General features: G+C 66.6%; 20 protein-coding genes. 16 read left to right on the plus strand and 4 right to left on the minus strand.

Going from position 1 to position 21,071, the window contains the following annotated elements; all coding sequences use genetic code 11:
• Nucleotides 1–885: 885 nt before the first annotated feature.
• From BCO18175_RS08170 to BCO18175_RS08240, 15 genes are all read left to right on the plus strand, one after another.
• Nucleotides 886–1,077, plus strand: a complete 192-nt coding sequence (locus BCO18175_RS08170) for a Flp family type IVb pilin (protein ID WP_174980185.1) — start codon at nucleotides 886–888, stop codon at nucleotides 1,075–1,077.
• Between the two features lie 140 nt (nucleotides 1,078–1,217).
• Nucleotides 1,218–1,409, plus strand: a complete 192-nt coding sequence (locus BCO18175_RS08175; protein ID WP_011349893.1) for a Flp family type IVb pilin — start codon at nucleotides 1,218–1,220, stop codon at nucleotides 1,407–1,409.
• Between the two features lie 82 nt (nucleotides 1,410–1,491).
• Complete coding sequence (locus BCO18175_RS08180) at nucleotides 1,492–1,698, plus strand: Flp family type IVb pilin (protein ID WP_174966940.1); 207 nt, start codon at nucleotides 1,492–1,494, stop codon at nucleotides 1,696–1,698.
• Nucleotides 1,699–1,726: 28 nt separating this feature from the next.
• The gene (locus BCO18175_RS08185; protein ID WP_174980186.1) at nucleotides 1,727–2,266 is read left to right on the plus strand and encodes an A24 family peptidase; all 540 of its coding nucleotides are present in this window, start codon (nucleotides 1,727–1,729) and stop codon (nucleotides 2,264–2,266) included.
• A 32-nt stretch (nucleotides 2,267–2,298) separates the two neighbouring features.
• The gene (locus tag BCO18175_RS08190; protein ID WP_174980187.1) at nucleotides 2,299–3,699 is read left to right on the plus strand and encodes an ATP-binding protein; all 1,401 of its coding nucleotides are present in this window, start codon (nucleotides 2,299–2,301) and stop codon (nucleotides 3,697–3,699) included.
• Nucleotides 3,700–3,734: 35 nt separating this feature from the next.
• Complete coding sequence (gene cpaB, locus BCO18175_RS08195; protein WP_174966937.1) at nucleotides 3,735–4,574, plus strand: Flp pilus assembly protein CpaB; 840 nt, start codon at nucleotides 3,735–3,737, stop codon at nucleotides 4,572–4,574.
• Nucleotides 4,575–4,673: 99 nt separating this feature from the next.
• Entirely contained in the window at nucleotides 4,674–6,617 is a 1,944-nt protein-coding gene (locus BCO18175_RS08200; RefSeq protein ID WP_174980188.1) for a type II and III secretion system protein family protein, read from the plus strand.
• A 20-nt stretch (nucleotides 6,618–6,637) separates the two neighbouring features.
• Nucleotides 6,638–6,940 carry a hypothetical protein gene (locus BCO18175_RS08205; RefSeq protein ID WP_174980189.1) on the plus strand — a complete coding sequence of 101 codons (303 nt, stop codon included), beginning with the start codon at nucleotides 6,638–6,640 and terminating at the stop codon, nucleotides 6,938–6,940.
• 25 nt (nucleotides 6,941–6,965) lie between these two features.
• Complete coding sequence (locus tag BCO18175_RS08210; RefSeq protein ID WP_174980190.1) at nucleotides 6,966–8,237, plus strand: pilus assembly protein TadG-related protein; 1,272 nt, start codon at nucleotides 6,966–6,968, stop codon at nucleotides 8,235–8,237.
• 13 nt (nucleotides 8,238–8,250) lie between these two features.
• A complete protein-coding gene (locus tag BCO18175_RS08215) occupies nucleotides 8,251–8,784 on the plus strand; it encodes a TadE/TadG family type IV pilus assembly protein (protein ID WP_174980191.1) in 534 nt (177 codons plus the stop codon).
• Nucleotides 8,781–9,224 carry a TadE/TadG family type IV pilus assembly protein gene (locus BCO18175_RS08220; protein WP_174980192.1) on the plus strand — a complete coding sequence of 148 codons (444 nt, stop codon included), beginning with the start codon at nucleotides 8,781–8,783 and terminating at the stop codon, nucleotides 9,222–9,224. Before BCO18175_RS08215 ends, BCO18175_RS08220 begins: the two co-directional genes overlap by 4 nt.
• Before the next feature lie 22 nt (nucleotides 9,225–9,246).
• The gene (locus tag BCO18175_RS08225; protein ID WP_174980193.1) at nucleotides 9,247–10,455 is read left to right on the plus strand and encodes an AAA family ATPase; all 1,209 of its coding nucleotides are present in this window, start codon (nucleotides 9,247–9,249) and stop codon (nucleotides 10,453–10,455) included.
• An 18-nt stretch (nucleotides 10,456–10,473) separates the two neighbouring features.
• The gene (locus BCO18175_RS08230; RefSeq protein ID WP_174980194.1) at nucleotides 10,474–11,841 is read left to right on the plus strand and encodes a CpaF family protein; all 1,368 of its coding nucleotides are present in this window, start codon (nucleotides 10,474–10,476) and stop codon (nucleotides 11,839–11,841) included.
• A gap of 33 nt (nucleotides 11,842–11,874) precedes the next feature.
• The gene (locus BCO18175_RS08235) at nucleotides 11,875–12,852 is read left to right on the plus strand and encodes a type II secretion system F family protein (RefSeq protein WP_174980195.1); all 978 of its coding nucleotides are present in this window, start codon (nucleotides 11,875–11,877) and stop codon (nucleotides 12,850–12,852) included.
• A gap of 36 nt (nucleotides 12,853–12,888) precedes the next feature.
• Complete coding sequence (locus tag BCO18175_RS08240; protein WP_174980196.1) at nucleotides 12,889–13,869, plus strand: type II secretion system F family protein; 981 nt, start codon at nucleotides 12,889–12,891, stop codon at nucleotides 13,867–13,869.
• Between the two features lie 566 nt (nucleotides 13,870–14,435).
• On the opposite strand, the gene BCO18175_RS08245 is transcribed toward BCO18175_RS08240, so the two are convergent.
• Genes BCO18175_RS08245 through BCO18175_RS08260 form a run of 4 tightly spaced genes read right to left on the minus strand, consistent with a single transcriptional unit; the run spans nucleotide 14,436 to nucleotide 20,050 of the window.
• Nucleotides 14,436–15,488, minus strand: coding sequence for a CaiB/BaiF CoA transferase family protein (locus BCO18175_RS08245; RefSeq protein WP_174980197.1), 1,053 nt, complete (start codon nucleotides 15,486–15,488; stop codon nucleotides 14,436–14,438).
• On the minus strand, nucleotides 15,481–17,628 hold the full coding sequence (locus BCO18175_RS08250) for a 3-hydroxyacyl-CoA dehydrogenase NAD-binding domain-containing protein (protein ID WP_174980198.1): 2,148 nt from the start codon (nucleotides 17,626–17,628) through the stop codon (nucleotides 15,481–15,483). Before BCO18175_RS08250 ends, BCO18175_RS08245 begins: the two co-directional genes overlap by 8 nt.
• A 14-nt stretch (nucleotides 17,629–17,642) precedes the next feature.
• Nucleotides 17,643–18,848 (minus strand): acetyl-CoA C-acetyltransferase, encoded by a 1,206-nt coding sequence (locus BCO18175_RS08255; protein WP_174966921.1) that lies wholly within the window; start codon nucleotides 18,846–18,848, stop codon nucleotides 17,643–17,645.
• 47 nt (nucleotides 18,849–18,895) lie between these two features.
• A complete protein-coding gene (locus tag BCO18175_RS08260; RefSeq protein WP_174980199.1) occupies nucleotides 18,896–20,050 on the minus strand; it encodes an acyl-CoA dehydrogenase family protein in 1,155 nt (384 codons plus the stop codon).
• Nucleotides 20,051–20,263: 213 nt separating this feature from the next.
• Between BCO18175_RS08260 and BCO18175_RS08265 the strand changes: the two genes are divergently transcribed.
• On the plus strand, nucleotides 20,264–20,923 hold the full coding sequence (locus tag BCO18175_RS08265; protein WP_174966919.1) for a TetR/AcrR family transcriptional regulator: 660 nt from the start codon (nucleotides 20,264–20,266) through the stop codon (nucleotides 20,921–20,923).
• Nucleotides 20,924–21,071: the final 148 nt, after the last annotated feature.

Genomic DNA, 21,071 nt, shown 5'->3' on the forward strand with positions numbered 1-21,071 from the left:
GAGGCAGGTGAAAACCGCGTTTTCAGGTATGAGAAATAGACACGGCCGGTTCTTGTGTTTCTGTCTTGAAACATTCTGTCATTTTGACCAGTTCGGCACCCCGCCGATCGCGTGGGCCGCGAGTGGCTTCGGGCGTTCGGGAAAGTCCCAAGTAAAAATTTATGATCCTTGGCGCAGCGCGGCGGCGGGCGTTCAGGCTTGCAACGCTTGCGGACCAAACATATATCAATTTTGAAACATTTCGCGTTTCGCGCCCTTGGCCGGGAAACTCAGGCATCGCTGGAACCCTTGCTGCGTATGGATTTGGTCCAAGGTGGCCTGCTCTTTGCGTAAGCGTTGGCACGGCAGTCGACGATGTGACGACCGGGCGGTTCCGGCAGGAGAAACAGGGAACCAGCTTCGGAATCACGGGCGGAAAGAAGGGCCGGAGCGCGTCGGGGAACACGCAGCTCCAGGTCGATCAACCGCGCAAGCGTTCGTCGAGTGACCCATGAGACCCGGTTTCGTCAGGGCAATAAGAAATTGGCATAGCCGTAAATGGGGAATAAAAATGAAAGACCACAGCACATCACGGTTCGCAAACCGGATTAAAAAAACATTGCAGATTATCCGGGAGTTTATTTCCCGTTCAACTGGATTCCATGCGTCGAATGGCAGCCGTGCCGTTCAGGTCGATCTGATTGCCCGGATTATCCGGCCGGTCGCACCGTACACGCCTCTCTCGCTCACTGCGTCACTGATACCCGTTCGCACGGACAGGGGTGTGCATCCCCGCTCCCGCAGCTGAGCGTCGCGTTCCGATTTTTCGAGTAGTGCCGGTGGTGCCCACCCCCGACGTCCTGACCGACGAAGGGAATTTCATAGCAGTCCGAAAGGAGAGTGTCCATGTCAAGAATCATCGAAAAGATCGCGTGGTTCATCCAGGACCAGGACGGTGTGACGGCCATCGAATACGGCCTGATCGCTGCACTGATCGCGATCGGCATCGTCGTTGCGTTGACGACGGTCGGTACGGATCTGAAGACCGTGTTCAGTACGGTCGCCGCGGATCTGGACTCGATAGTAGCGGGCTTCTGATGGATGGTACGGCAAGCGAATCATTCAACTCGTTTGTCTGCACCACACGGCATTAACGACATTCCTCGACGTATCGATGCACGGTCATTCGACCAGCCGGCACGCGAGGACCATGAAATTCACCACGCAAGGAGATCATCATGTCCAAGTTCATTCAACAAGCCAGCCGTTTCGTTCGTGACGAAGACGGCGTGACCGCCATCGAATACGGCCTGATCGCCGCACTGATCGCAGTCGGCATCATCCTCGCGCTGTCGACGATCGGGAAGGACCTCAAGACCGTTTTCAGCACGATCGCGGCCGATCTGGATTCGGCGGTAGCCGGCATCTGATGGACCGTGCCGCGGACGGCTCGGCCGGTGCAGCGCTCGAGCCGTCCCCGGTCTTCTGATCAACCTGGAACCGGAGACCATCATGCAAGCCAAGGTGCGTGTCGTACGCAACTGGATCGGCGACGAGCAGGGCGTGACGTCGATCGAATACGCGTTGCTCGGGGCCATGTTCGCCGTCGCGGTGCTGGGCAGCGTCGTCACCCTGAAAGGCTCGCTTGCCGGCACGTACGAGGTGATCGCAACGGCCGTCACGGCCGCCGTGGCCACCGCGCTGGCGATGGTTTCCTGATCCACCGATTCGATCCACGAGGTTCGCCATGCTACCCGTTGCGCTGCCTTACCCGGTTCCGTTGTGCGTGACGCTGCTCGCGGTCGCCGCGGCCAGCACGGACATCGCGACCCGCCGTATTCCGAACCGCCTCGTGCTGATCGGCCTGGCCGGTGCGCTGGTTGCCCAGTGCATGTTGCATGGCGTCCTGGCTGGCGCACTCGGATGGCTCGCCGGCGCCGCGACCGGCTTCGGCCTGCTGTTGCCGTTCTACCTGTTGCGCGGCATGGCGGCCGGCGACGTGAAGCTGATGCTCGCGATCGGCGCGTGGGTCGGCGCGGAAATGACGTTTTTCATCGTGCTGGCCACCTTCCTGGCCGGCGGGATCGGCGCCATCGCCTACGCGCTGCTGCGCGGGCGGATGCGCCAGATGTGGGCGAACGTGCGTGCGTTGATCACGCGGCGTTCGCAAGGCGCGAGCGCCGAGGCCGCCGGCGGCCCCGTCGAAATCGCATCGGTCGGCACGCTGCCGTACGGCGTGGCGATCGCGGCCGGCACGCTGGGCATGCTGTTCGTGTCGTGCGCATAGCGCGACGCATCCGAAACGAGGACGCAACGATCATGAACACGAATCACACCGAACCGAGACGCGACGCACAGGTGGCACGCCTGCCCGATCCGTTGCCGTCGCGGGAAGCGCATACGAAGCTGGGCGCGCAGCTGCCGACGGCGCCGCGCTCGCTCGAGGAAACCGGGTTGAGCATGACGTTCGTCGCCGGCCTCGTGCTGAAGTCGACGCTGATGCTTGGCCGCCCGTCGTACGGCGACCTGGTCGAACGGCACTGCCTGCCGCTCGCGGTGCTCGACGACGTCTTTGCATTCCTGGTGCGCGAGCATCTCGTCGAGCTCACCCATCGCGGCGCGACCGATCTCGACGTGACGTTCCGCCTGACCGACGCGGGCCGCGTGCTCGCGCTGGAGGAACGCTCGCGCAGCGGCTACAGCGGGCCCGCGCCGGTGACGCTCGACGCCTATATCGAGTGCCTGAACGTGCATTCGGTGCGCAAGCTGCACATCAGCCAGAACGAAGTGTGGGCGGCATTCGAAGGCATCGTGATCGACACGTCGCTGCTCGATGCGGCGGCTGCCGCGCTGAACGCGGGCCGCCCGCTGCTGATCTACGGCCCGGCCGGCAGCGGCAAGACCTTCCTCGCCGAGCGGCTCGGTTCGCTGATGCGCGGCCGCGTGCCGGTGCCGCATGCGATCTGCGCGGCCGGCGAAGTGATCCAGATCTACGACCCGCTCGTCCATGTGGACGCGCAAGCCCAGTCCGGCGGCCAGTCGGTCGATCGCCGCTGGCGCCTGTGCAAGCGGCCGGTCGTGATGTCCGGTGGTGAACTGACGCTCGACGAGCTCGAACTGCGCCGCGACGAGGCCGCCGGTTTCTACCAGGCGCCCCCGCACATGAAAGCGAACATGGGCATGTACGTCGTCGACGATCTCGGCCGCCAGCGCGTCGAGCCGCGCGACCTGCTCAATCGCTGGCTGCGCCCGCTCGATCGCGGCGTCGATTACCTGACGCTCGAATCCGGCAACCGCTTCGTGATGCCGTTCGACGTCTGGCCGGTGTTCTCGAGCAACCTGTCGCCGGAGCAGTTCTGCGACGACGCATTCCTGCGCCGCCTCGGCTCGAAGCTGCACGTCGGCGCGATGTCGATCGACGACTACCGCCAGGTGTACAACGCGGCCTGCGCATCGCTCGGACTCGTATCGGCGACCGATGCGTTCGATTTCCTGCTGCATCGGCTGCACCTGCCGACCGGCAAGGCATTTCTCGCATGCTTTCCGGCGGACCTGTTGCGCCTCGTGGCCGCCGGCGCGCGTTATCGCGGCGATCCGCCCGAGGTAACGCACGACGCGCTGTACGACGCGTGGGCGAGTTACTTCGGCGCAGCGCCTGAACGGGACGGCAGCCATCCGTCGCCCGTCGAGCGCGGTGGCCGTACGTTCGTTACCGGTTGAGCGGTTTCTTTCACGATTCGTCGAGGAGCATTGCCATGAAAAACAGTCGAGCGGTCATGATGCTGGTCGTCGCGATGGTCGCGGGTCTTGCCGCGGTCGTGTTCGCGTCCCACTGGCTGGTGCAGACATCCACGAGTTCGGTCACGCCGGTCGCGGTGGCCAACACCGACCTGAACCTGGGCGAACCGCTCGGGCCGAACCAGATCCACATGGTCAGCTGGCCGTCGGGCAGCGTGCCCACCGGCGCGTTCACCGATACGAAGGTGCTCGAAGGGCGCGTCGTGCGCACCAGCCTGGCACGCGGCGAGCCGGTGATCGAGTCGAAGCTCGCGCCGGTCGGCACGAAGGGCGGGCTGTCCGCGGTCATCGCCGACGGCAGCCGCGCGATCACGGTGCGCGTGAACGACGTGGTCGGCGTCGCGGGCTTCGCGCTGCCGGGCAACTACGTCGACGTCATCGTCAACACGCAGGAACAACAGGGCAAGACCGACGGGCAGAGCATCTCGAAGATCGTGCTCGAGCACATCCTCGTGCTCGCCGTCGCGCAGCAGGTCAGCCGCGACGACACGGCGCCGAAGGTCGTCAACGCGGTGACGCTGGAAGTCACGCCCGACCAGGCCGAACGGCTCGACCTCGCACGCAGCGTCGGCACGCTGTCGCTCGTGCTGCGCAACCAGGTCGACCAGAAGACGCTGAACACCGACGGCGCGACCAAGCTGACGCTGCTCGGCAAGGAGCCCGCACCCGAAGCGCCGCCGGCACCGGTCCGTGTGAAGACGGTACGCGTGCATGTCGCATCGCACGCGGCGCCGGAAGTACGGCGCGACTGCGTCGGCGTGCTGACGGGCGTGAAGGGCAGCGTCGAGTGTTTCTGAATCGGTTCATTGAAGTCACATAAACGGCCGCCTGCAACGCGCGGCGGCCCTGGAAGTCGATAACCGGCACGGCGCCGGTCTCTCGGGGGATCAGACGAAATGAAGATCAAACCGCAATGCACAGGTACCGGCCCGCTGCGCACGCGCGTGGCACGGGGCACGATGATGGCCGCAATCCTCTGTTCTGGATGGCTGACCGTTTATGGCGCACTCGCGCAGGAAGGCGTCGAGTCGGCGGTGCTGACGAAGGGCGGCGCCAGCGCGCCGGCCGCGGTCGGCAAGGGGCCGATGCAGATGACGATCAGCATGGCGCCGGTCGCGGCCGCCGCGCCCGCCGCATCGGCGGGGCCGCTGCGCGGGCCGAACTGCGTCGGCGCGGTGCGCGAATCGACCAGCGTCAGCGTGCCGCTCGGCAAGTCGCTGCTGGTGCCGATGCCGGAGCCGGTCCGCAATCGGACGATCGGCAATCCGGCCGTCGCGCAGGCCACGATGGTGTCGCCGCAGACGCTGTACATCCTCGGGCTCTCGGTCGGCACGACCAACATGATCGTGCAGGGCAAGAGCGGTGCATGCCGCGTGATCGACGTCGCGGTCGGCGCGGATGCCGGCGGCCTGCAGGCGTCGCTGATGCAGCTGATGCCGAACGAGCGCGACATCCATGTGTCGACCGCCGCTGGCACGATCGTGCTGGCCGGTACCGTGTCGAGCTCGATGGCCGCCCAGCAGGCCGTGCAGATCGCCCATGCGTACGGTGACAGCGCGAGCGATCCGGCGGGCGGCGGCAAGGCGGGTGGCGGGGTGCTCAACATGCTGAACGTCACGTCGCCGCAGCAGGTGATGCTCGAGGTGAAGGTGGCCGAGGTGTCGAAGACGCTGATCAACCAGATGGGCAGCGCGCTCAACATCCAGGGCGGGTTCGGTTCGTGGAGCGGCGCGCTGGTCAGCAACTTGCTCGCGGGCGTCGCAACCGGGATCGCCTTCAGCAAGGCGAACAACAAGCCGTTCAACCTCGCGGCCGACGCGCAGAACACCGACAACCTGGTCAAGATCCTCGCGGAGCCGAATCTCGTGACGATCAGCGGCCAGGAAGCGACGTTCCTCGCCGGCGGCAAGATCTTCATCCCGATCCCGCAAAGCAGCGGCAACGGCACGTCGTCGATCACGCTGCAGGAAGAGGAATTCGGCGTCGCGCTGAAGTTCACGCCGACCGTGCTGGGTAATGGCCGGATCAGCTTGAAGGTCGCGCCGGAGGTGTCGGAGCTGTCGCAGACGGGTGTCACGCTGAGCGCGACCAACATCGGCGGCACGTCGATCCTGCCGCTGATCACGACGCGGCGCGCATCGACGACGGTCCAGATGGGCGACGGCGAAACGTTCGCGATCGGCGGGCTGATCAAGGACAACGGGACCGGTGCGCTGAAGGCGCTCCCGGGTGTCGGCGAAATTCCGGTGCTCGGCGCGCTGCTCCGCAGTACGTCGTTCCAGCAGGACCGCACCGAACTGATCTTCGTGATCACGCCGCACCTGGTGAAACCGCTGCAGACCGCCGACGTGCCGCTGCCGACCGACAGCTTCACGAAGCCGAACGAAGTCGACGTGTATGCGACGGGCAACATGGAAGGCCGCGGTGGCCTCCGCAAGCACGGCGCACAACCGGCGAACGGCGCGGCAGCTGCACCGCAGACTCCGGCCCAGGCGCCGGCCCCCGCACCGGCACCGGCACCGCAATCGGAAGCGCCCGCCGGCCCGGCCGCCGCGCTGCCCGCGCCGCGCGCACCGCAGGGCTCGGACGCACAGCCGCCGGTACCGGCCGAACCGCAGAAGACGCCCGCGCCGGTGGCGGCCGCCACGCCGCAGCACGACGTGGCAAGCGCAGCAAACGCGGCCCGCGTCGCGCGTATCGAAGCCGCCGCCGCGCGCCTCGCGGCGACCGGCCCCGACACGCCGGCCCAGCCGGCGGGGCAGCCGAAGCGCCGGACTCCGGCGGCGGCCCAGGCGCAGGTCGTGCGCGTGAGCGCGGCACCTGAATCCACCGATCGTTGAAGCTATCCAAGGGGAAGCTCATGAACTCCGCCTACCTCGTAATCGTGCGCCGCGTGGCGCTTGCCGCACCGCTCGCGTTCGCGCTTGCCGGCTGCATGTCGTCGACCCCGGTGTGGGACACCCGCTTCGGCGATTCGGTCCGCGCCGTGACCCAGGCCCAGATCATCGACCCGCATGCCGCCGAACACGCGGCCTCGGCGTCGGCGCCGGGCGTCGACGGCGGTGCCGCCGCGGCCGCACTCGACAACTACGACAAGTCGTTCAAGCAAACCGTGCCGCCCGCCAATGCATTCGTGATCGGCATCGGCAAGGCCACCCAGTAACGACGGCACGCTCAGGGAGAACGCCATGAACAGCGCAGCTCGCCATCCGAAAGTCATGCGTCGCAGCCTGCATCGCCAGCGCGGTGCCGTCGCGATCATCGTCGGTCTCGCATTGGCGGTGATGATCGGGTTCGTCGGACTCGCGCTGGATCTCGGCAAGCTGTACGTCACGCGCAGCGAACTGCAGAACAGCGCCGATGCCTGCGCGCTGTCGGCTGCGCGTGACCTGACTTCGGCCATCAGCCTGTCGGTGGCCGAAGCGGACGGTATCGCCGCCGGCCACCTGAACTTCGTGTTTTTCCAGAACAAGTCGGTGCAGATGTCGACGAACGCGAACGTCACGTTCAGCGACTCGTTGACCAACCCGTTCCTGGCGAAGAACTCGGTCACGACGCCGGCGAACATCAAGTACGTGCAGTGCACCGCGACGCTGAGCAACATCGCGCACTGGTTCATCGAGGTGCTGAACGTGCTGCCGGGCACGAAGCTCGCGAACGCGGCGGAAGTGTCGGCCAACGCGATTGCCACCGTCGGCGGCGGGCAGACGACTTGCGCGATCCCGGTGTTCGTATGCCGTACGACGGGCTCGCCGTCGTATAACGTCGGCGACTGGATCACGTCGCCGTCCGGGTCGTCATCGACCTACGGGCCGGGCAACTTCGGCTGGGCGGCACTCGACGGTTCGACGAACGAAACCACGCTGGCCGGCGAGCTGTCGGGCAACACCTGCAACATCACGAGCCCGCCGGACCTCAGCACCACGGGCCTGAAGTCGGCGTCGCTGCGCGCCTGGAATACGCGCTTCGGTATCTATACGAACGGCGCGAACGGCTCGAGCGGCCAGCCCGACTTCACCGGCTACGCGTATGTCGGGCCGAACTACGGGCCGCCGGGAACGGCGGGCATCAAGGGCGATGCCTACACGCAGTTCGTCACCGATCGCACGACCTTCAAGGCCTACCAGGGCGATGGCGCGCCGCCTTCGGGCAGCGGGATCTCGACCAACGGCACGGTGACGGCGAGCAACTACCAGACCTACGGCGGCGACCGCCGCGTCGCGCTCGCGCCGGAGGGCGACTGCTCGACGCTGAAGGGCAACAGCGGCAAGGTGCATGTCACGCAATGGGATTGCGTGCTGATGCTCGATCCGCTTCCGTTCAGCGCAGGCAGCGGCGCGGTCCTCGCGCACCTCGAATACCTCGGCTCGTCGGTCTCCGGCAACAACCCGTGCGCGACGCACGGCTTGCCCGGCAGCGGCAGCGCGTCCGGGACCCAGGTCCCGATGCTCGTTCAATAGCGGAGAAAGGATCATGAAAAAGCCCCCGTTTCGCCGTTCGCGCACCCGTGGCGCCGTCGCCGTCGAGTTCGCGCTCGTGCTGATGCCGATGATCATGCTCGCAACCGGTGTGGCGGAGTTCGGCCGCGCGATCTACCAGTTCGAGACGCTGACCAAGGCGACGCGCGATGCGGCGCGCTACCTGTCGGTCTGGTTGCCGACCGACGCCGCGTATCCGGCCTCGCAGGCGCAGTGCCTCGTCGTCTACGGCAGCACGACGTGCGGCGCCGCCGGCACCGAGCTGGTGCCGGGGCTCACGACGTCGATGGTGACGATCTGCGACGCGCAGCGCACGACCGGCTGCGGCGACGCGTCCGACCCGTCGCAGTTCGCGAGCCTGCCGACCTACGACTCGAACAACAACGCGGCGAGCGGCACGGCGACGGGCGCGATCAACGTCGTCGAGGTGAAGATCAAGGGCTACAAGTACCAGCCGATCCCCGCGTTCCCGGGGCTGCCGTCGATCACCTTCAACAACATCGTCACCGTGATGAGGCAAGTGTCATGAGCGCGCGCCACGTCCCCCTGTCACGCCGGCGCACGCAGCGCGGCGCCGCGATCGTCGAGTTCGCGCTGATCGCGTCGGTCCTGATCATGCTGCTGATCGGCATCTTCGAGTTCGGCCGCGTGCTGTTCTATTGGAGCACCGCCAGCGAGGCCGTGCGGCTGGGCGCACGCACGGCGGTGGTCTGCGACGTCAATGCGGCCGGCGTCGTGAAGCGGGTGCGATCGCTGCTGCCGCTGCTGTCGAACGCGAACGTATCGGTGAACTACTCGCCCGCAAGCTGTGACGTGAATTCGTGCGCGTTCGTGACGGTCAGCGTCACGAACGTCACGGTCAAGACGATGATCCCGTTCGTGAACGTCTCGGTGACGATGCCGCCGTTCACGACGACGCTGCCGCGCGAAAGCCTGACGTCGTCGACCGGCGGCGCCAACTGCAATTGATCGAACAGACGAGGTACACGAAATGATCAACATCCTCGTAGCTTCCGACGACACCGCGCGGCTCACGCAGATCGCGCGCCTCGTTGCCGACTGCGGACGCTATCGCGCGACGCGCGCAACCGGCCGGCCGTCGCAGATCGAGCACCGCAGCGACGGGCTCGACGCATTCGACATCCTGCTGGTCGACGGTACGTCGCTCGAACCGTCCGAACTGTCGGCGATCGAGCGCATCTGCCGCGCGCACGCTGGCCTGACCTGCATTCTCGTGACCGCGGATACATCGCCGCACATGCTGCTCGACGCGATGCGCGCAGGCGCGCGCGACGTGCTGCAATGGCCGCTCGATCCGCAGGCGCTCGGCAACGCGCTCGAACGGGCGGCCGCGCAAAGCACGCGGCGCGACACCGACGATACGCGGATCGTGTCGTTCATGTCGTGCAAGGGCGGGGCCGGCACGAGCTTCGCGGCCAGCAACATCGCGTTCGAGATCGCCGAAGGCTTCAAGCGCCGCGTGCTGCTGATCGACCTGAACCAGCAGTTCGCCGACGCGGCGTTCCTCGTCAGCGACGAAACCCCGCCGTCGACACTGCCGCAGCTTTGCGCGCAGATCGAGCGGCTCGACAGCGCGTTTCTCGACGCGAGCGTCGCGCACGTGACGGAGAACTTTCACGTGCTCGCGGGCGCGGGCGACCCGGTCAAGGCGGCCGAGATGCGCGAGGACGCGCTCGAATGGATCCTGGGCGTCGCCGCGCCGCGCTACGACTTCGTGATCTTCGACATCGGCGTCTGCATCAATCCGCTGTCGATGGTCGCGCTGGATCGCAGCGACCAGATCCAGCTCGTGATGCAGCCCGCGATGCCGCACGTGCGCGCCGGCCGCCGGCTGCTGGAGATCCTCGTGTCGCTCGGCTACTCGACCGACCAGATGCGGCTGATCGTGAACCGCGCGACGCGCGCGAGCGACCGCACCCGCACCGCGCTCGAGGAAGTGCTCGGCCTGCACGCGGCCTGCACGATTCCCGACGATGCCGACACCGTGCTCGAAGCGATCAACCAGGGCCATCCGGTGTCGCGGCTCGCCCGAGGTACCGCGGTCGTGCGTGCGTTGCAGGGGTGCGCGAAACAACTCGTCGAAGGCGAAGTGCGTGCGGGGCACAGCGCGGCGAGCAGCGAACCGCTGATGTCCAGGCTTTTCGGCCGCAAGGCCACGCCGAAGCTCAAGTCCATGTAACTCATTCGGGGAACCATCATGTCATTGCGCGAACAGATGTCCTTGCACCGGGCCCAGCCGCTGGCGGTGGGCAGCGAGCCGGCCGGTCCGGCACATTCGTCGGTGCGCGACGCATACCAGAAGCTGCGCCGCGAAATCCACCTGGCCGTGCTCGAACGCGTCGAGCTCGAGCGCCTGTCGCGGATGCCGCAGGAATCGGTCCGCATGGAGATTGGCCTGCTGATCACGCGCATCCTCGACGAGGAGCGGCTGCCCGCGAACGACATCGAGCGGCGGCAGCTCGCGATCGACGTGTACGACGAGATGTTCGGTTTCGGCCCGCTCGAAGCGCTGCTGCGTGACCCGAGCATCTCCGACATCCTCGTGAACACGTACCGGCAGGTCTATGTCGAGCGCTTCGGTCAGCTCGAACTGACCGACGTGACGTTCTACGACGACGCACACCTGATGAAGGTGATCGAGAAGATCGTGTCGCGCGTCGGGCGCCGCATCGACGAATCGAGCCCGATGGTCGATGCACGGCTGCCGGACGGCTCGCGCGTGAACGCGATCATCCCGCCGTCCGCGATCGACGGGCCGCTGATGTCGATCCGGCGTTTCGCGGTCAATCCGCTGAAGATGGACGACCTCGTGCGCTACCACAGCCTGACGCCGCCGATGGCCGAGCTGCTCGACGCGCTGTCGCGCGCGAAGATCAACGTGCTGGTGTCGGGCGGTACCGGCAGCGGCAAGACGACGCTGCTCAACATCCTGTCCGGCTACATTCCGCGCAACGAACGGATCGTGACGATCGAGGATGCGGCCGAGCTGCAACTGCAGCAGCCGCACGTGCTGCGGCTCGAAACGCGCCCGCCGAACATCGAGGGCAAGGGCGAGATCACGCAGCGCACGCTGGTGCGCAACGCGCTGCGGATGCGCCCGGACCGGATCATCCTCGGCGAAGTGCGCGGTGCGGAAGCGCTCGACATGCTCAACGCGATGAACACCGGCCACGAAGGCTCGCTCGCGACGATCCACGCGAACACGCCGCGCGACGCGCTGACTCGGCTCGAGAACATGATCAGCATCTCCGGCCTGACGCTGCCGCCGAAGACGATGCGCCAGCAGATCGCGTCGACGATCTCGGTGGTCGTGCAGGCGGCACGGCTCACCGACGGCAAGCGCAAGATCGTCAGCATCCAGGAACTGACCGGGATGGAAGGCGACATCATCAACATGCAGGAGATTTTCACGTTCAAACGCATGGGCATGGACCGCGACGGCGCGGTACGCGGCCACTTCTGCGCGACCGGCGTGCGGCCGAAGTTCGTCGAGCGGCTGCAGGCGTTCGGCATCAACCTGCCGGATTCGCTGTACGACCCGTCTCAGCGGTACGAGACGAACTGACGACAGGGCGCCGTTCGCTATCGGGGAGGCTTCATGAACACGATCTTTTACGGTTTTGTGATTCTCACCTTCGTCGCGGTGGTACTCGCGATCGAAGGGGGCTATCAATGGTGGAACGCGCGGCACGGCTCTGCCGCGCGCCGGATCGAATCGCGCATCCGCTCGATGTCGGCCGGCGGCAACGTCCAGCAGGAGCGGCTGTCGATCCTGAAGAAGCGGATGCTCGACGAATCGAAGCCGTTCGACCGGTTGCTGCTGCGCATGCCGCGCGTGCATCGCCTCGATCTCGTGATCCAGCAGTCGGGCCTCGACTGGACGCTGCCGAAGCTGATCGTGCTCAGCGCGGTGTTCGCAGCGTTCGCCTGGCTTGCGCTGAGCTTCGCGACGTTGCCGCAGCTCGCTGCGCTGCCGGTCGCGCTGTTCGCCGGATGGCTGCCGATGATGTACGTGATGCGCTGCCGCGCGAAGCGGATGCGCAAGCTCGAGCGGCAGTTGCCGGACATCTGCGACATGATCTCGCGCGCGCTGCGTTCCGGCCATTCGTTCACCAGCACGCTCGGGATGGTCGGCGACGAGTTTCCCGATCCGATGGGTGGCGAGTTCCGTGTCACGTTCGACGAGGTGAACTACGGCGTGTCGCTGCACGATGCGCTGATGAACCTCGCGACGCGCGTGCCGGTGCAGGACCTGCGCTACTTCGTGATCGCGGTGCTGATCCAGCGCGAGACGGGCGGCAACCTGGCCGAGCTGCTCGACTGTATCTCCGCGCTGATCCGCGAGCGCTTCAAGCTGTTCGACAAGGTGCGCGTGCTGTCGGCCGAAGGACGTCTGTCGGCTTGGATTCTCGGGCTGCTGCCGTTCGGCACCGCCGCGGTGATGGCGCTGCTGAACCGCGAATTCCTGTCGGTGCTCTGGGAAGATCCGGCGGGGATCAGGATGGTCGGCGGGATGCTGGTGTCGATGCTGTTCGGCCTGTTCTGGATCCGCCGCATCGTCCGCATTCGCGTCTGACGTGCGAGTCATATAACCAACCATTGCGAGGCTGTCATGCAAAATCTGAGCGTGGTCCAGGCCGTGATGCTGGGCGGCTTGTTCATCTTCGTGGCCGGCGGCGTGCTCGTCGCGATGCTGCTGTTCGCGCCGCGCAGCATCCAGCGCCGGCTCCAGCAGGCCGGCGCGGCCGGGGCGGGCGCGACCGGCGCGGCGGGCACCGGCGACGGCGACGACATGGCGTCGCGCTGGGTCGCGAAGCTGGTCGAGCTGTCCACCCCGATCTCGAAGCTGTCGGTGCCGAAGGAGGGCTGGGAGAATTCACCGCTGCGCATCCGGCTCATGAATGCCGGCTGGCGCAACCAGAGCGCGGCCGCACTGTACTTCACCGCGAAGACGGCGCTCGCGCTCGGGCTGCCGTGCGCCGCGCTGGTGGTGCTGATCACGACGTCGCTTGGCGACGAGCGCGCGATCCTGTCGGTGATCCTCGTCGCGCTCGCCGGGATCGGCTACTACATCCCGAACATCGTGCTGTCGCAGCGGGTCAAGGTGCGCCAGCAGAAGATCTTCGAGGATTTCCCGGATGCGCTCGACCTGTTGACGGTGTGCGTCGAAGCGGGTCTCGGGCTCGATGCGGCGCTGATGAAGGTGAGCGAGGAGCTGCGGTTCAGCAGCGAGGTGGTCGCGAGCGAACTCGACCTGCTGCTGCTCGAGATGCGCTCCGGCTTCACGAAGGAGACGGCGCTGCGCAATCTCGCGCTGCGTACCGGCGTGGAGGACATCGAGTCGTTCTGCGCGATGCTGATCCAGGCCGACCGGTTCGGCACGAGCATCAGCGAATCGCTGCGCGTGCTGTCCGACATGCTGCGCACGCGGCGGCGGATGCGCGCGGAAGAGCGGGCCGCGAAGATCGCGCTGAAGCTGCTGTTCCCGCTGATCTTCTGCATCTTCCCCGCGCTGATGCTGGTGCTGCTCGGGCCGGCCATGATCCACGTCTATCGCGTGCTGCTGCCGACGTTTGTTGGCATCGGGCAGTGAGCAACGGACCGGCGTTGCGCCGGTTTCGTCGATAAAGGTTTTGCGTGCCGGACGGCTCCCCCCCGCCGGCCGGCACGGCAACAGGCTTCATGGAGGCTCCCTCCCCAGGCGGCGCCGCGAGACAGGTTGACCATAGCGGCGTCAAGGCATCCTGGACCCATGGTCGGCCATGGAACTAGCCGTAGTCCACCGCCATACCGGCTGCCCCCTGCTGCTAACCTGAATGCCGGCGAAGTTTGCCGGCATCACGTTGTGCGCGACGACGCGTCGCGCGTGGATCGCGACCGGCGTTCCTGCCGCTTCGCGAAATCCGGCGCCGTACCCGCTGATGACACTCGCCGGAATTGCGCCGGTTATCGCGATGACCTGCCTGACCGTGTAGCCGATCTACCTGTGGAGCCGGCACAAGGTGTCGCGCGATCTGAACGAGCTCATCGCGATCGCGAACGCCGGCCAGCTGCTGCGGATCGACGCGGGCATTCGCGGCCCGTGAGCGGAGGAGGGCCGATCGGCGTGCCGGGCCGCGCGTTGTCTCCGTCCTTTCTCGTGATTCCGTCACCGGCCCCTCAAGCCCCGATCTCGGCCCAGGGCTGCGGCCGGGCGTGACCCGCGAAAAGAGGATGTGCGTGAGCCTCCTCCAGCGTGAGAACGGGCGTCACGCAGGCGTCCGCCGGTGCGAACCGTTCGCTCCAGACCGCCAGCGGTTGCGACGCGATCAGGCGATCCACCTCGGCGCGCAGGGCCGCGCAGTCGCTGGAGCCGGGCACTTGCCCGCGCTGCCAGTGCCGTGCCTCCCAGTCGGGGCGGTCGAACACTTCACACGCCGCTTTCCAGAACTTGAACTCCAGCGCGCCGACCGCGAGGTGGCGACCGTCCTGCGTCGCGTACAGGCCATAGCAAGGCAATGCGCCATTGAGCAGGTCCTCGCCTGCGCCGGGGCGGCGGCCCAGCACCGCTGCCAGCATGGCGCCCGTGGCACGCGGCATCACGAGCTGCGCGTGCAGTCCGTGGGTCATGCTCACGTCCAGATGCCTGCCCCGTCCCGTTCTCCGCGCGTCGAACACACCCGACAGCACGGCGATGCAGGCCATCGCGCTCCCGCCCGCGAGGTCACCCCATTGCACATTGGGCTGAGCCGGTTCGCCCGTTAGGGCGCGCATCTGGTCGAGCACGCCCGACATCGCCATGAAGTTGAGGTCATGTCCGGCCTTGCACGCCCACGGGCCGCTTTGCCCATAGCCGGTGATGGACACCATGGTCAGGCGAGGGTTGATCGCATGCAGGGCGGCACCGTCCAGCCCCAGGCTTTGCAATACGCCTGGGCGGAAGCTGTCGAGCAGCACGTCGGCATCCTTGATCCAGGTGCGCAGCCGATCCAGGTCCGCGTCATGGCGAAAGTCGATGGTGCGGCATTCCTTGCCGTGGTTGAGGGCGTCGAACAGCCCCGCCAGCGGCCGCGTCGGGTCGCCCTCGGGCGGCTCCACCTTGATGACGCTCGCGCCCAGATCTGTCAGCATGCGTGTCGCAAACGGGCCGGGAAGGTTGCGCGAGAGATCGAGCACCCGCAGGCCGGACAGCAACGGAGGCAAGGCGCCGCCGGCGAAAGCGGCGTCATGCATCGTCGAACCTCCCGCCTGCACGCGCCTGCTCGACCACGATCGCCGCGGGCTCGAAACGCGCGCCATACTGCGCCGCCAGTTCGCGCGCACGCTGCACGAAGCGTTGCGCGCCCATCGCATTGATGAACTGCAAGGCCCCGCCATGGTGTGGCGCAAAGCCCCAGCCGAAGATCGAGCCGATGTTGGTATCGGCCACCGAACGCACCACGTTTTCCTCGAAGCAGCGCGCGGCCTCGTTCGCCTGGATGAACATCAGGCGATCCACCAGCTCCTGCTGCGCGGGCTGGTCGGCACGCGGCGGGTAGAGCGCGGTGAGCTCGGGCCACAACGACTTTTCCTTGCCCTGGTAGTCGTAAAAGCCTTTGCCCGCCTTCTTTCCGACCCGGCCCAGGTCGCGACCCACCTTGCGCAGCACGGCTTCGGCGGGGTGCGGCGGGTAGACCTTGCCTTCGGCCTCCAGGTCGCGGCGTGTCTGGTCCGTCACGTGCAACGACAGGCCGAGCGAGACTTCGTCCTGCAGCGCCAGCGGCGGCATGGGCATGCCGGCCTTGAGGCCGGCCACCTCGATGGAGCGCGGATGCACGCCTTCGGCCAGCATCGCGATGCCCTCCATCACGTAGGTGGCGAACACGCGCGACGTGTAGAAGCCCCGGCTGTCATTCACCACGATGGGCGTCTTGCCGATCTGCAGCACGTAGTCGAAGCCGCGCGCCAGCGTTTCGTCGGAGGTCTTCGCGCCCACGATGATCTCGACCAGCGGCATCTTGTCCACGGGCGAGAAGAAGTGCAGGCCGATGAAGTGGGCCGGGCGGCGGCTCACGTGTGCGAGCCCCGTGATCGGCAGCGTCGACGTGTTGGACGCGAACACCGCATCCTCGCCGATGACGGCCTCGGCCAGCGTCGTGCAGTCGGCCTTGATCGCGCGGTCCTCGAACACGGCCTCGACCACCAGGTCGCAGCCCCGCAGGTCGTCGTAGCGCGTGGTGGGCAGGATGCGCGCGAGCAGGGCGTCGCGCTTGTCCTGCGTGGTCTTGCCGCGCGCCAGCGCCTTCTCCAGCAGCCCCTGCGAATACGCCTTGCCCTTGTCGGCGTTCTCCTGCGTGGTGTCGAGCAGCACCACGTCGATCCCCGCCTTGGCCGATACGTACGCGATGCCCGCGCCCATCATCCCCGCGCCGAGGATCCCGACCTTCCTCACTTTGCCCGGCGGCACGCCGGCGGGGCGCGACTGCCCCTTCTTGATCGCATTGAGCTGGTACCACAGCGTGCCGATCATGTTCCGGCTGACCTGCGACATCACGCAGGCGGCGAAGTAGCGCGACTCCACCTGCGAGCCGGCGTCGAAGTCGAGCAGGCAGCCCTCGAACAGGCAACTCATGATGTGGGTAAGCGCCGGGTAGTTGCCATGTGCCTTCGCATTGGCCATGGAGGGCGCGACGGCCAGCATCTGCACGACGGCGGGACTCTTGCTGTCGCCGCCGGGAATGCGAAAACCCTTGCTGTCCCACGGCTGCACGGGCGCGGGGTTGGCCACGCACCACGCACGGGCCTGTTGCAGCAGTTCCTCGCGCGTGGCGGCCAGTTCGTTCAGCAGGCCGAGACCGAGCGCCTTGGACGGGCTCAGCTCGGTGCCCTGGGTGATCAGCTCGAAGCTCTTCTGGATGCCGATCATGCGCGGCAGGCGCTGGGTCCCGCCGCCGCCGGGCAACAGGCCCAGCTTGACTTCAGGCAGGCCGATCCTTGCCTTGGGGTCGTCGATCGCAAAGCGCGCATGGCAGGCCAGCGCCAGTTCCAGTCCGCCGCCGAGCGCGGTGCCGTTGAGCGCGGCCACGACGGGCTTGCCGCATTTTTCCATGCGGCGCAGCAGCGCCTTGAGCTGTTCGCTCAACTGGAAGGCTTGCTCGGCGGACGTGATCCGGCTGAGCTGGTCGATGTCGGCGCCGGCGATGAAGCTCGGCTTGCCGGAGGTGATCACGAGGCCCCTGATCCCGGCTTCCTGTTCCACGTGCCCGATGACGCGCGTGAAATCTTCCATCAGCGCGGGGGCGAGCACGTTCATCGCGCGGCCGGGCTGATCGATGGCGACCAGGCCGATGCCGTTGGCGTCCACATCAAACGAGAGGGTGGTGTAGGAGGTCATGTATGGGGCCTTCTTCAAACGCGTTCGATGATGGTGGCGATACCCATGCCGGCGCCGACGCACAGGGTGGCCAGTGCGGTGGATTGGCCGGTGCGCTCCAGTTCGTCCAGCGCGGTGCCGAGGAGGATGGCGCCCGTCGCGCCCAGCGGGTGGCCCATCGCGATCGAGCCGCCGTTGACGTTCACGCGGTCGAGCGACACGCCGAGATCGCGCGCCGTCTTCATCGGCACGGTGGCGAACGCTTCGTTGATCTCCCACAGGTCGATGTCCGAGGCCGCCATGCCCGCCTTGGCCAGCGCCTTGCGCACGGCGGGCGTGGGGCCGGTGAGCATGATGGTGGGCTCGGTGCCCGTGACCGCGAACGCGCGCACCCGGGCGCGCGGCTTGAGCCCCGCCTGCTCGCCCGCGGCCTTGCTGCCCATCAGCAGCAGTGCCGCGCCGTCGACGATGCCGGACGAGTTGCCCGCATGGTGGTGGTGGTGGATCTTTTCGATGGTTGTGTATTTGTCCAGCGCGGTGGCATCGAAGCCCATGGCGCCCATCGTTTCAAACGCGGCGCCGATCTGCGCAAGCGATTCGACCGAGGCGCCGGGGCGGACCGTTTCGTCGCGATCCAGCAGGAGCCGGCCGTTGAGATCCGTCACCGGGACGATCGACCGCGCGAAGTAACCCTGCGCCTGCGCATGCGCTGCACGGCGATGCGACTCGGCGGCATACGCATCGAGATCGCCGCGGCCGAAGCCTTCGAGCGTGGCGACGAGATCGGCGCTGATGCCCTGCGGAACGAAGGCCGTGCCGCTGTTGACGCGCGGATCCATCACCCACGCGCCGCCGTCGCTGCCCATCGCCCAGCGGCTCATGGATTCGACACCGCCGGCCACCACCATGTCCTCCATCCCCGACATGATCTTCGCCGCGGCGAGGTTGGCGGCCTCCAGCCCCGACGCGCAGAAGCGCGACAGCGTCACGCCCGCCACGCTTTGCGCCCAGCCCGCGTCGAGCACGGCGGTGCGGGCAATGTCCGCGCCTTGCTCGCCCACGGGCGTCACGCAGCCCAGCACCACGTCGTCCACCCGCGCGGTGTCGAGCCCGCTGCGCGCTTGCAGCGCCTGCAGCAGCGTGCGCAGCAGCCATACGGGGGTGGCCTGGTGCAGGCCGCCGTCTTTCTTGCCCTTGCCGCGCGGCGTGCGCACGGCATCGAAAATACAGGCTTCGGTCATGAGGAACATTCCCTGGATGGATGGGTGGGATGAAGGCGCGCCGGCGCTTACAGGTAGCGCGAAGCCAGTTCCTTCATGATTTCGTTGGTCCCGCCGTAGATGCGCTGCACGCGCGCGTCGGCGTACAGGCGGGCGATCGGGTATTCCTTCATGTAGCCGTAGCCGCCGAAGAACTGCAGGCATTCGTCGATCAGCTTGCACTGGTTGTCGGTGACCCAGTACTTGATGAGCGCTGCGCGGTCCACGCCCAGCTCGCCGCGGAGGTGCGCGACGATGGCCGCGTCCACGAGCGCGCGCGACGCCATCAGCAGCGCCTGGCATTCGGCGAGCTTGAAGCGCGTGTTCTGGAACGAGAAGATCGGCTTGCCGAACGCCTGGCGCTCCTTGGTGTAGGCCAGCGTTTCCTGCATCGCCAGCTCCATGGCCGCGATGCCCGCCACGGCGACGATCAGCCGTTCCTGCGGCAGCTCCTGCATCAGCTGGATGAAGCCCATGCCTTCGTTCCCGCCCAGCAGGTTGTCGACGGGCACCCGCACGTCGTCGAAGAACAGTTCCGAGGTGTCCTGCGCATCCATCCCCAGCTTGTCGAGGTTGCGCCCGCGCCTGAAGCCCGGCGCCTGATCCGTCTCGATCACGAGCAGCGACATGCCTTGCGCGCCTTCGTCCCTGCTGGTCTTGCAGACCACGATGACCAGGTTGGCGAGCTGGCCGTTGGTGATGAAGGTCTTGCTGCCGTTGATCCGGTAGTGGTCGCCATCCCGGGTGGCGGTGGTGCGTACGGCCTGCAGATCCGACCCCGTGCCGGGTTCGGTCATTGCAATCGCGCCGATCAGCTCGCCCGTGGCGAGGCGCGGCAACCAGCATTGCTTTTGCGCTTCGGTGCCGTGGCGCAGGATGTAGGGGGCGACGATGCCCGAGTGCAGCGAGCCGCCGAAGCCGCCGATTCCCGCTGCGCCCTGGGCCAGGATCAGTGCGGCCTCATGCCCGAAGTCGCCACCCGCGCCGCCGTATTCCTCGGGCATCGACGCACACAGGAAGCCGTTGGCCCCGGCTTCTTCCCACGCGTGCCGGTCCATCATGCCGGCCTGGCGCCAGGCTTCGTCCCTGGGAACCCACTGCTCCTTGAAGAAACGGTTGGCCGTATCGAAGAGCATCTGGTGCTCATGGGTCATCCAGCTCGGGGAGAAATTTTGAATAGCCATGGTGTGTGCTCGTCGGGTGATTGCGATCCGGGTTTTCCCGATGGGTCAACCGATATCGGTAATCCTGATTACCGATTCTGCATGCCTGATGCGACGCGTCACCCGTGAAAAATCGGCATCAAGTGCGAGCCATTCTCGTAACGCGAGCGATGAAAGGCAAGGCAACGGGAGGGCCTATCTTCATTTTGAGATGATTTGGTAACATGCCTTTCCATGAAGGAAAGGAACCCATCCATTGACGCCCAGGCGGCGCCCGATGCACTCAAGCCCGAGGAGCGCCGTGCCCTCCTGATGCGGATGCGCGGTCACACGCTGGCCCGGATCGAGAAGGCCGTGCTGGAGCTGTTTTCCGGGCGCGATTTCCATGAGGTGGGCCTGGCCGACGTGGCCCGTGCGGCCAACGTGTCGCTGCAAACCATCTACAAGTACTTCGGCAGCAAGGAGGTGCTGGTTTGCGCGATGCTCGACGTGATGCTGGGCCGGCTGGCCGAGCGCATGATCGATCACCTGCAGGGCATCGACGACGTGCGCGAGCGCCTGCGCAAGACCTGCTGGGTCACGCTGGACTACATGGACAAGCATCCTTCGGTGATGCTGATGATGTTCACGACCATGCCCATGTCGCGGTACAAGAACATCGGCATCTATGAGAGCCGGGAGCTGATGGAAGCCTTCCTCGGCGTATTCAAGGACGGGCAGGCGCGCGGCACGTTGAACAACAAGGTATCCAGCAAGGTGCTGCTGGACGTGTTCATGGGCGTGCTGGGGCGCGTGATGGTGATGCATCTGATGCGGGGCGAGACGCGGCCGCTGACCGCGCAGTTCGACGAACTGTTCGCCATTTTGTGGCGGGCGATGTCGGCCGGTGAATGACGCCGTTTCACCAGGGGGCCTGGCGGTTGCGGCCGATGCCGTGCGCTGACGGGCGCGTCGTGCGCGTCGTCCTTCATGCCGGTGTTCTGCCGCAGGCAGTCGCCGTTGAGCCGCAGACTGAGGCACACGTCATGGCCGGTCGCGACGT

This window comes from Burkholderia lata (assembly GCF_902499335.1).
In the GTDB taxonomy this organism is placed as follows: Bacteria; Pseudomonadota; Gammaproteobacteria; order Burkholderiales; family Burkholderiaceae; genus Burkholderia; species Burkholderia lata_B.

Bases quoted from the DNA above. Each gene is read 5' to 3' on its own strand.
- BCO18175_RS08180 (WP_174966940.1), top strand. From the start codon at position 1,492: ATGCAAGCCAAGGTGCGTGTCGTACGCAACTGGATCGGCGACGAGCAG.
- BCO18175_RS08245 (WP_174980197.1), bottom strand. From the start codon at position 15,488: ATGCATGACGCCGCTTTCGCCGGCGGCGCCTTGCCTCCGTTGCTGTCC.
- BCO18175_RS08205 (WP_174980189.1), top strand. From the start codon at position 6,638: ATGAACTCCGCCTACCTCGTAATCGTGCGCCGCGTGGCGCTTGCCGCA.
- BCO18175_RS08200 (WP_174980188.1), top strand. From the start codon at position 4,674: ATGAAGATCAAACCGCAATGCACAGGTACCGGCCCGCTGCGCACGCGC.
- BCO18175_RS08230 (WP_174980194.1), top strand. From the start codon at position 10,474: ATGTCATTGCGCGAACAGATGTCCTTGCACCGGGCCCAGCCGCTGGCG.
- BCO18175_RS08185 (WP_174980186.1), top strand. From the start codon at position 1,727: ATGCTACCCGTTGCGCTGCCTTACCCGGTTCCGTTGTGCGTGACGCTG.
- BCO18175_RS08175 (WP_011349893.1), top strand. From the start codon at position 1,218: ATGTCCAAGTTCATTCAACAAGCCAGCCGTTTCGTTCGTGACGAAGAC.
- BCO18175_RS08255 (WP_174966921.1), bottom strand. From the start codon at position 18,848: ATGACCGAAGCCTGTATTTTCGATGCCGTGCGCACGCCGCGCGGCAAG.
- BCO18175_RS08235 (WP_174980195.1), top strand. From the start codon at position 11,875: ATGAACACGATCTTTTACGGTTTTGTGATTCTCACCTTCGTCGCGGTG.
- BCO18175_RS08170 (WP_174980185.1), top strand. From the start codon at position 886: ATGTCAAGAATCATCGAAAAGATCGCGTGGTTCATCCAGGACCAGGAC.
- BCO18175_RS08265 (WP_174966919.1), top strand. From the start codon at position 20,264: ATGAAGGAAAGGAACCCATCCATTGACGCCCAGGCGGCGCCCGATGCA.
- cpaB (WP_174966937.1), top strand. From the start codon at position 3,735: ATGAAAAACAGTCGAGCGGTCATGATGCTGGTCGTCGCGATGGTCGCG.
- BCO18175_RS08190 (WP_174980187.1), top strand. From the start codon at position 2,299: ATGAACACGAATCACACCGAACCGAGACGCGACGCACAGGTGGCACGC.
- BCO18175_RS08240 (WP_174980196.1), top strand. From the start codon at position 12,889: ATGCAAAATCTGAGCGTGGTCCAGGCCGTGATGCTGGGCGGCTTGTTC.
- BCO18175_RS08210 (WP_174980190.1), top strand. From the start codon at position 6,966: ATGAACAGCGCAGCTCGCCATCCGAAAGTCATGCGTCGCAGCCTGCAT.
- BCO18175_RS08250 (WP_174980198.1), bottom strand. From the start codon at position 17,628: ATGACCTCCTACACCACCCTCTCGTTTGATGTGGACGCCAACGGCATC.
- BCO18175_RS08220 (WP_174980192.1), top strand. From the start codon at position 8,781: ATGAGCGCGCGCCACGTCCCCCTGTCACGCCGGCGCACGCAGCGCGGC.
- BCO18175_RS08260 (WP_174980199.1), bottom strand. From the start codon at position 20,050: ATGGCTATTCAAAATTTCTCCCCGAGCTGGATGACCCATGAGCACCAG.
- BCO18175_RS08225 (WP_174980193.1), top strand. From the start codon at position 9,247: ATGATCAACATCCTCGTAGCTTCCGACGACACCGCGCGGCTCACGCAG.
- BCO18175_RS08215 (WP_174980191.1), top strand. From the start codon at position 8,251: ATGAAAAAGCCCCCGTTTCGCCGTTCGCGCACCCGTGGCGCCGTCGCC.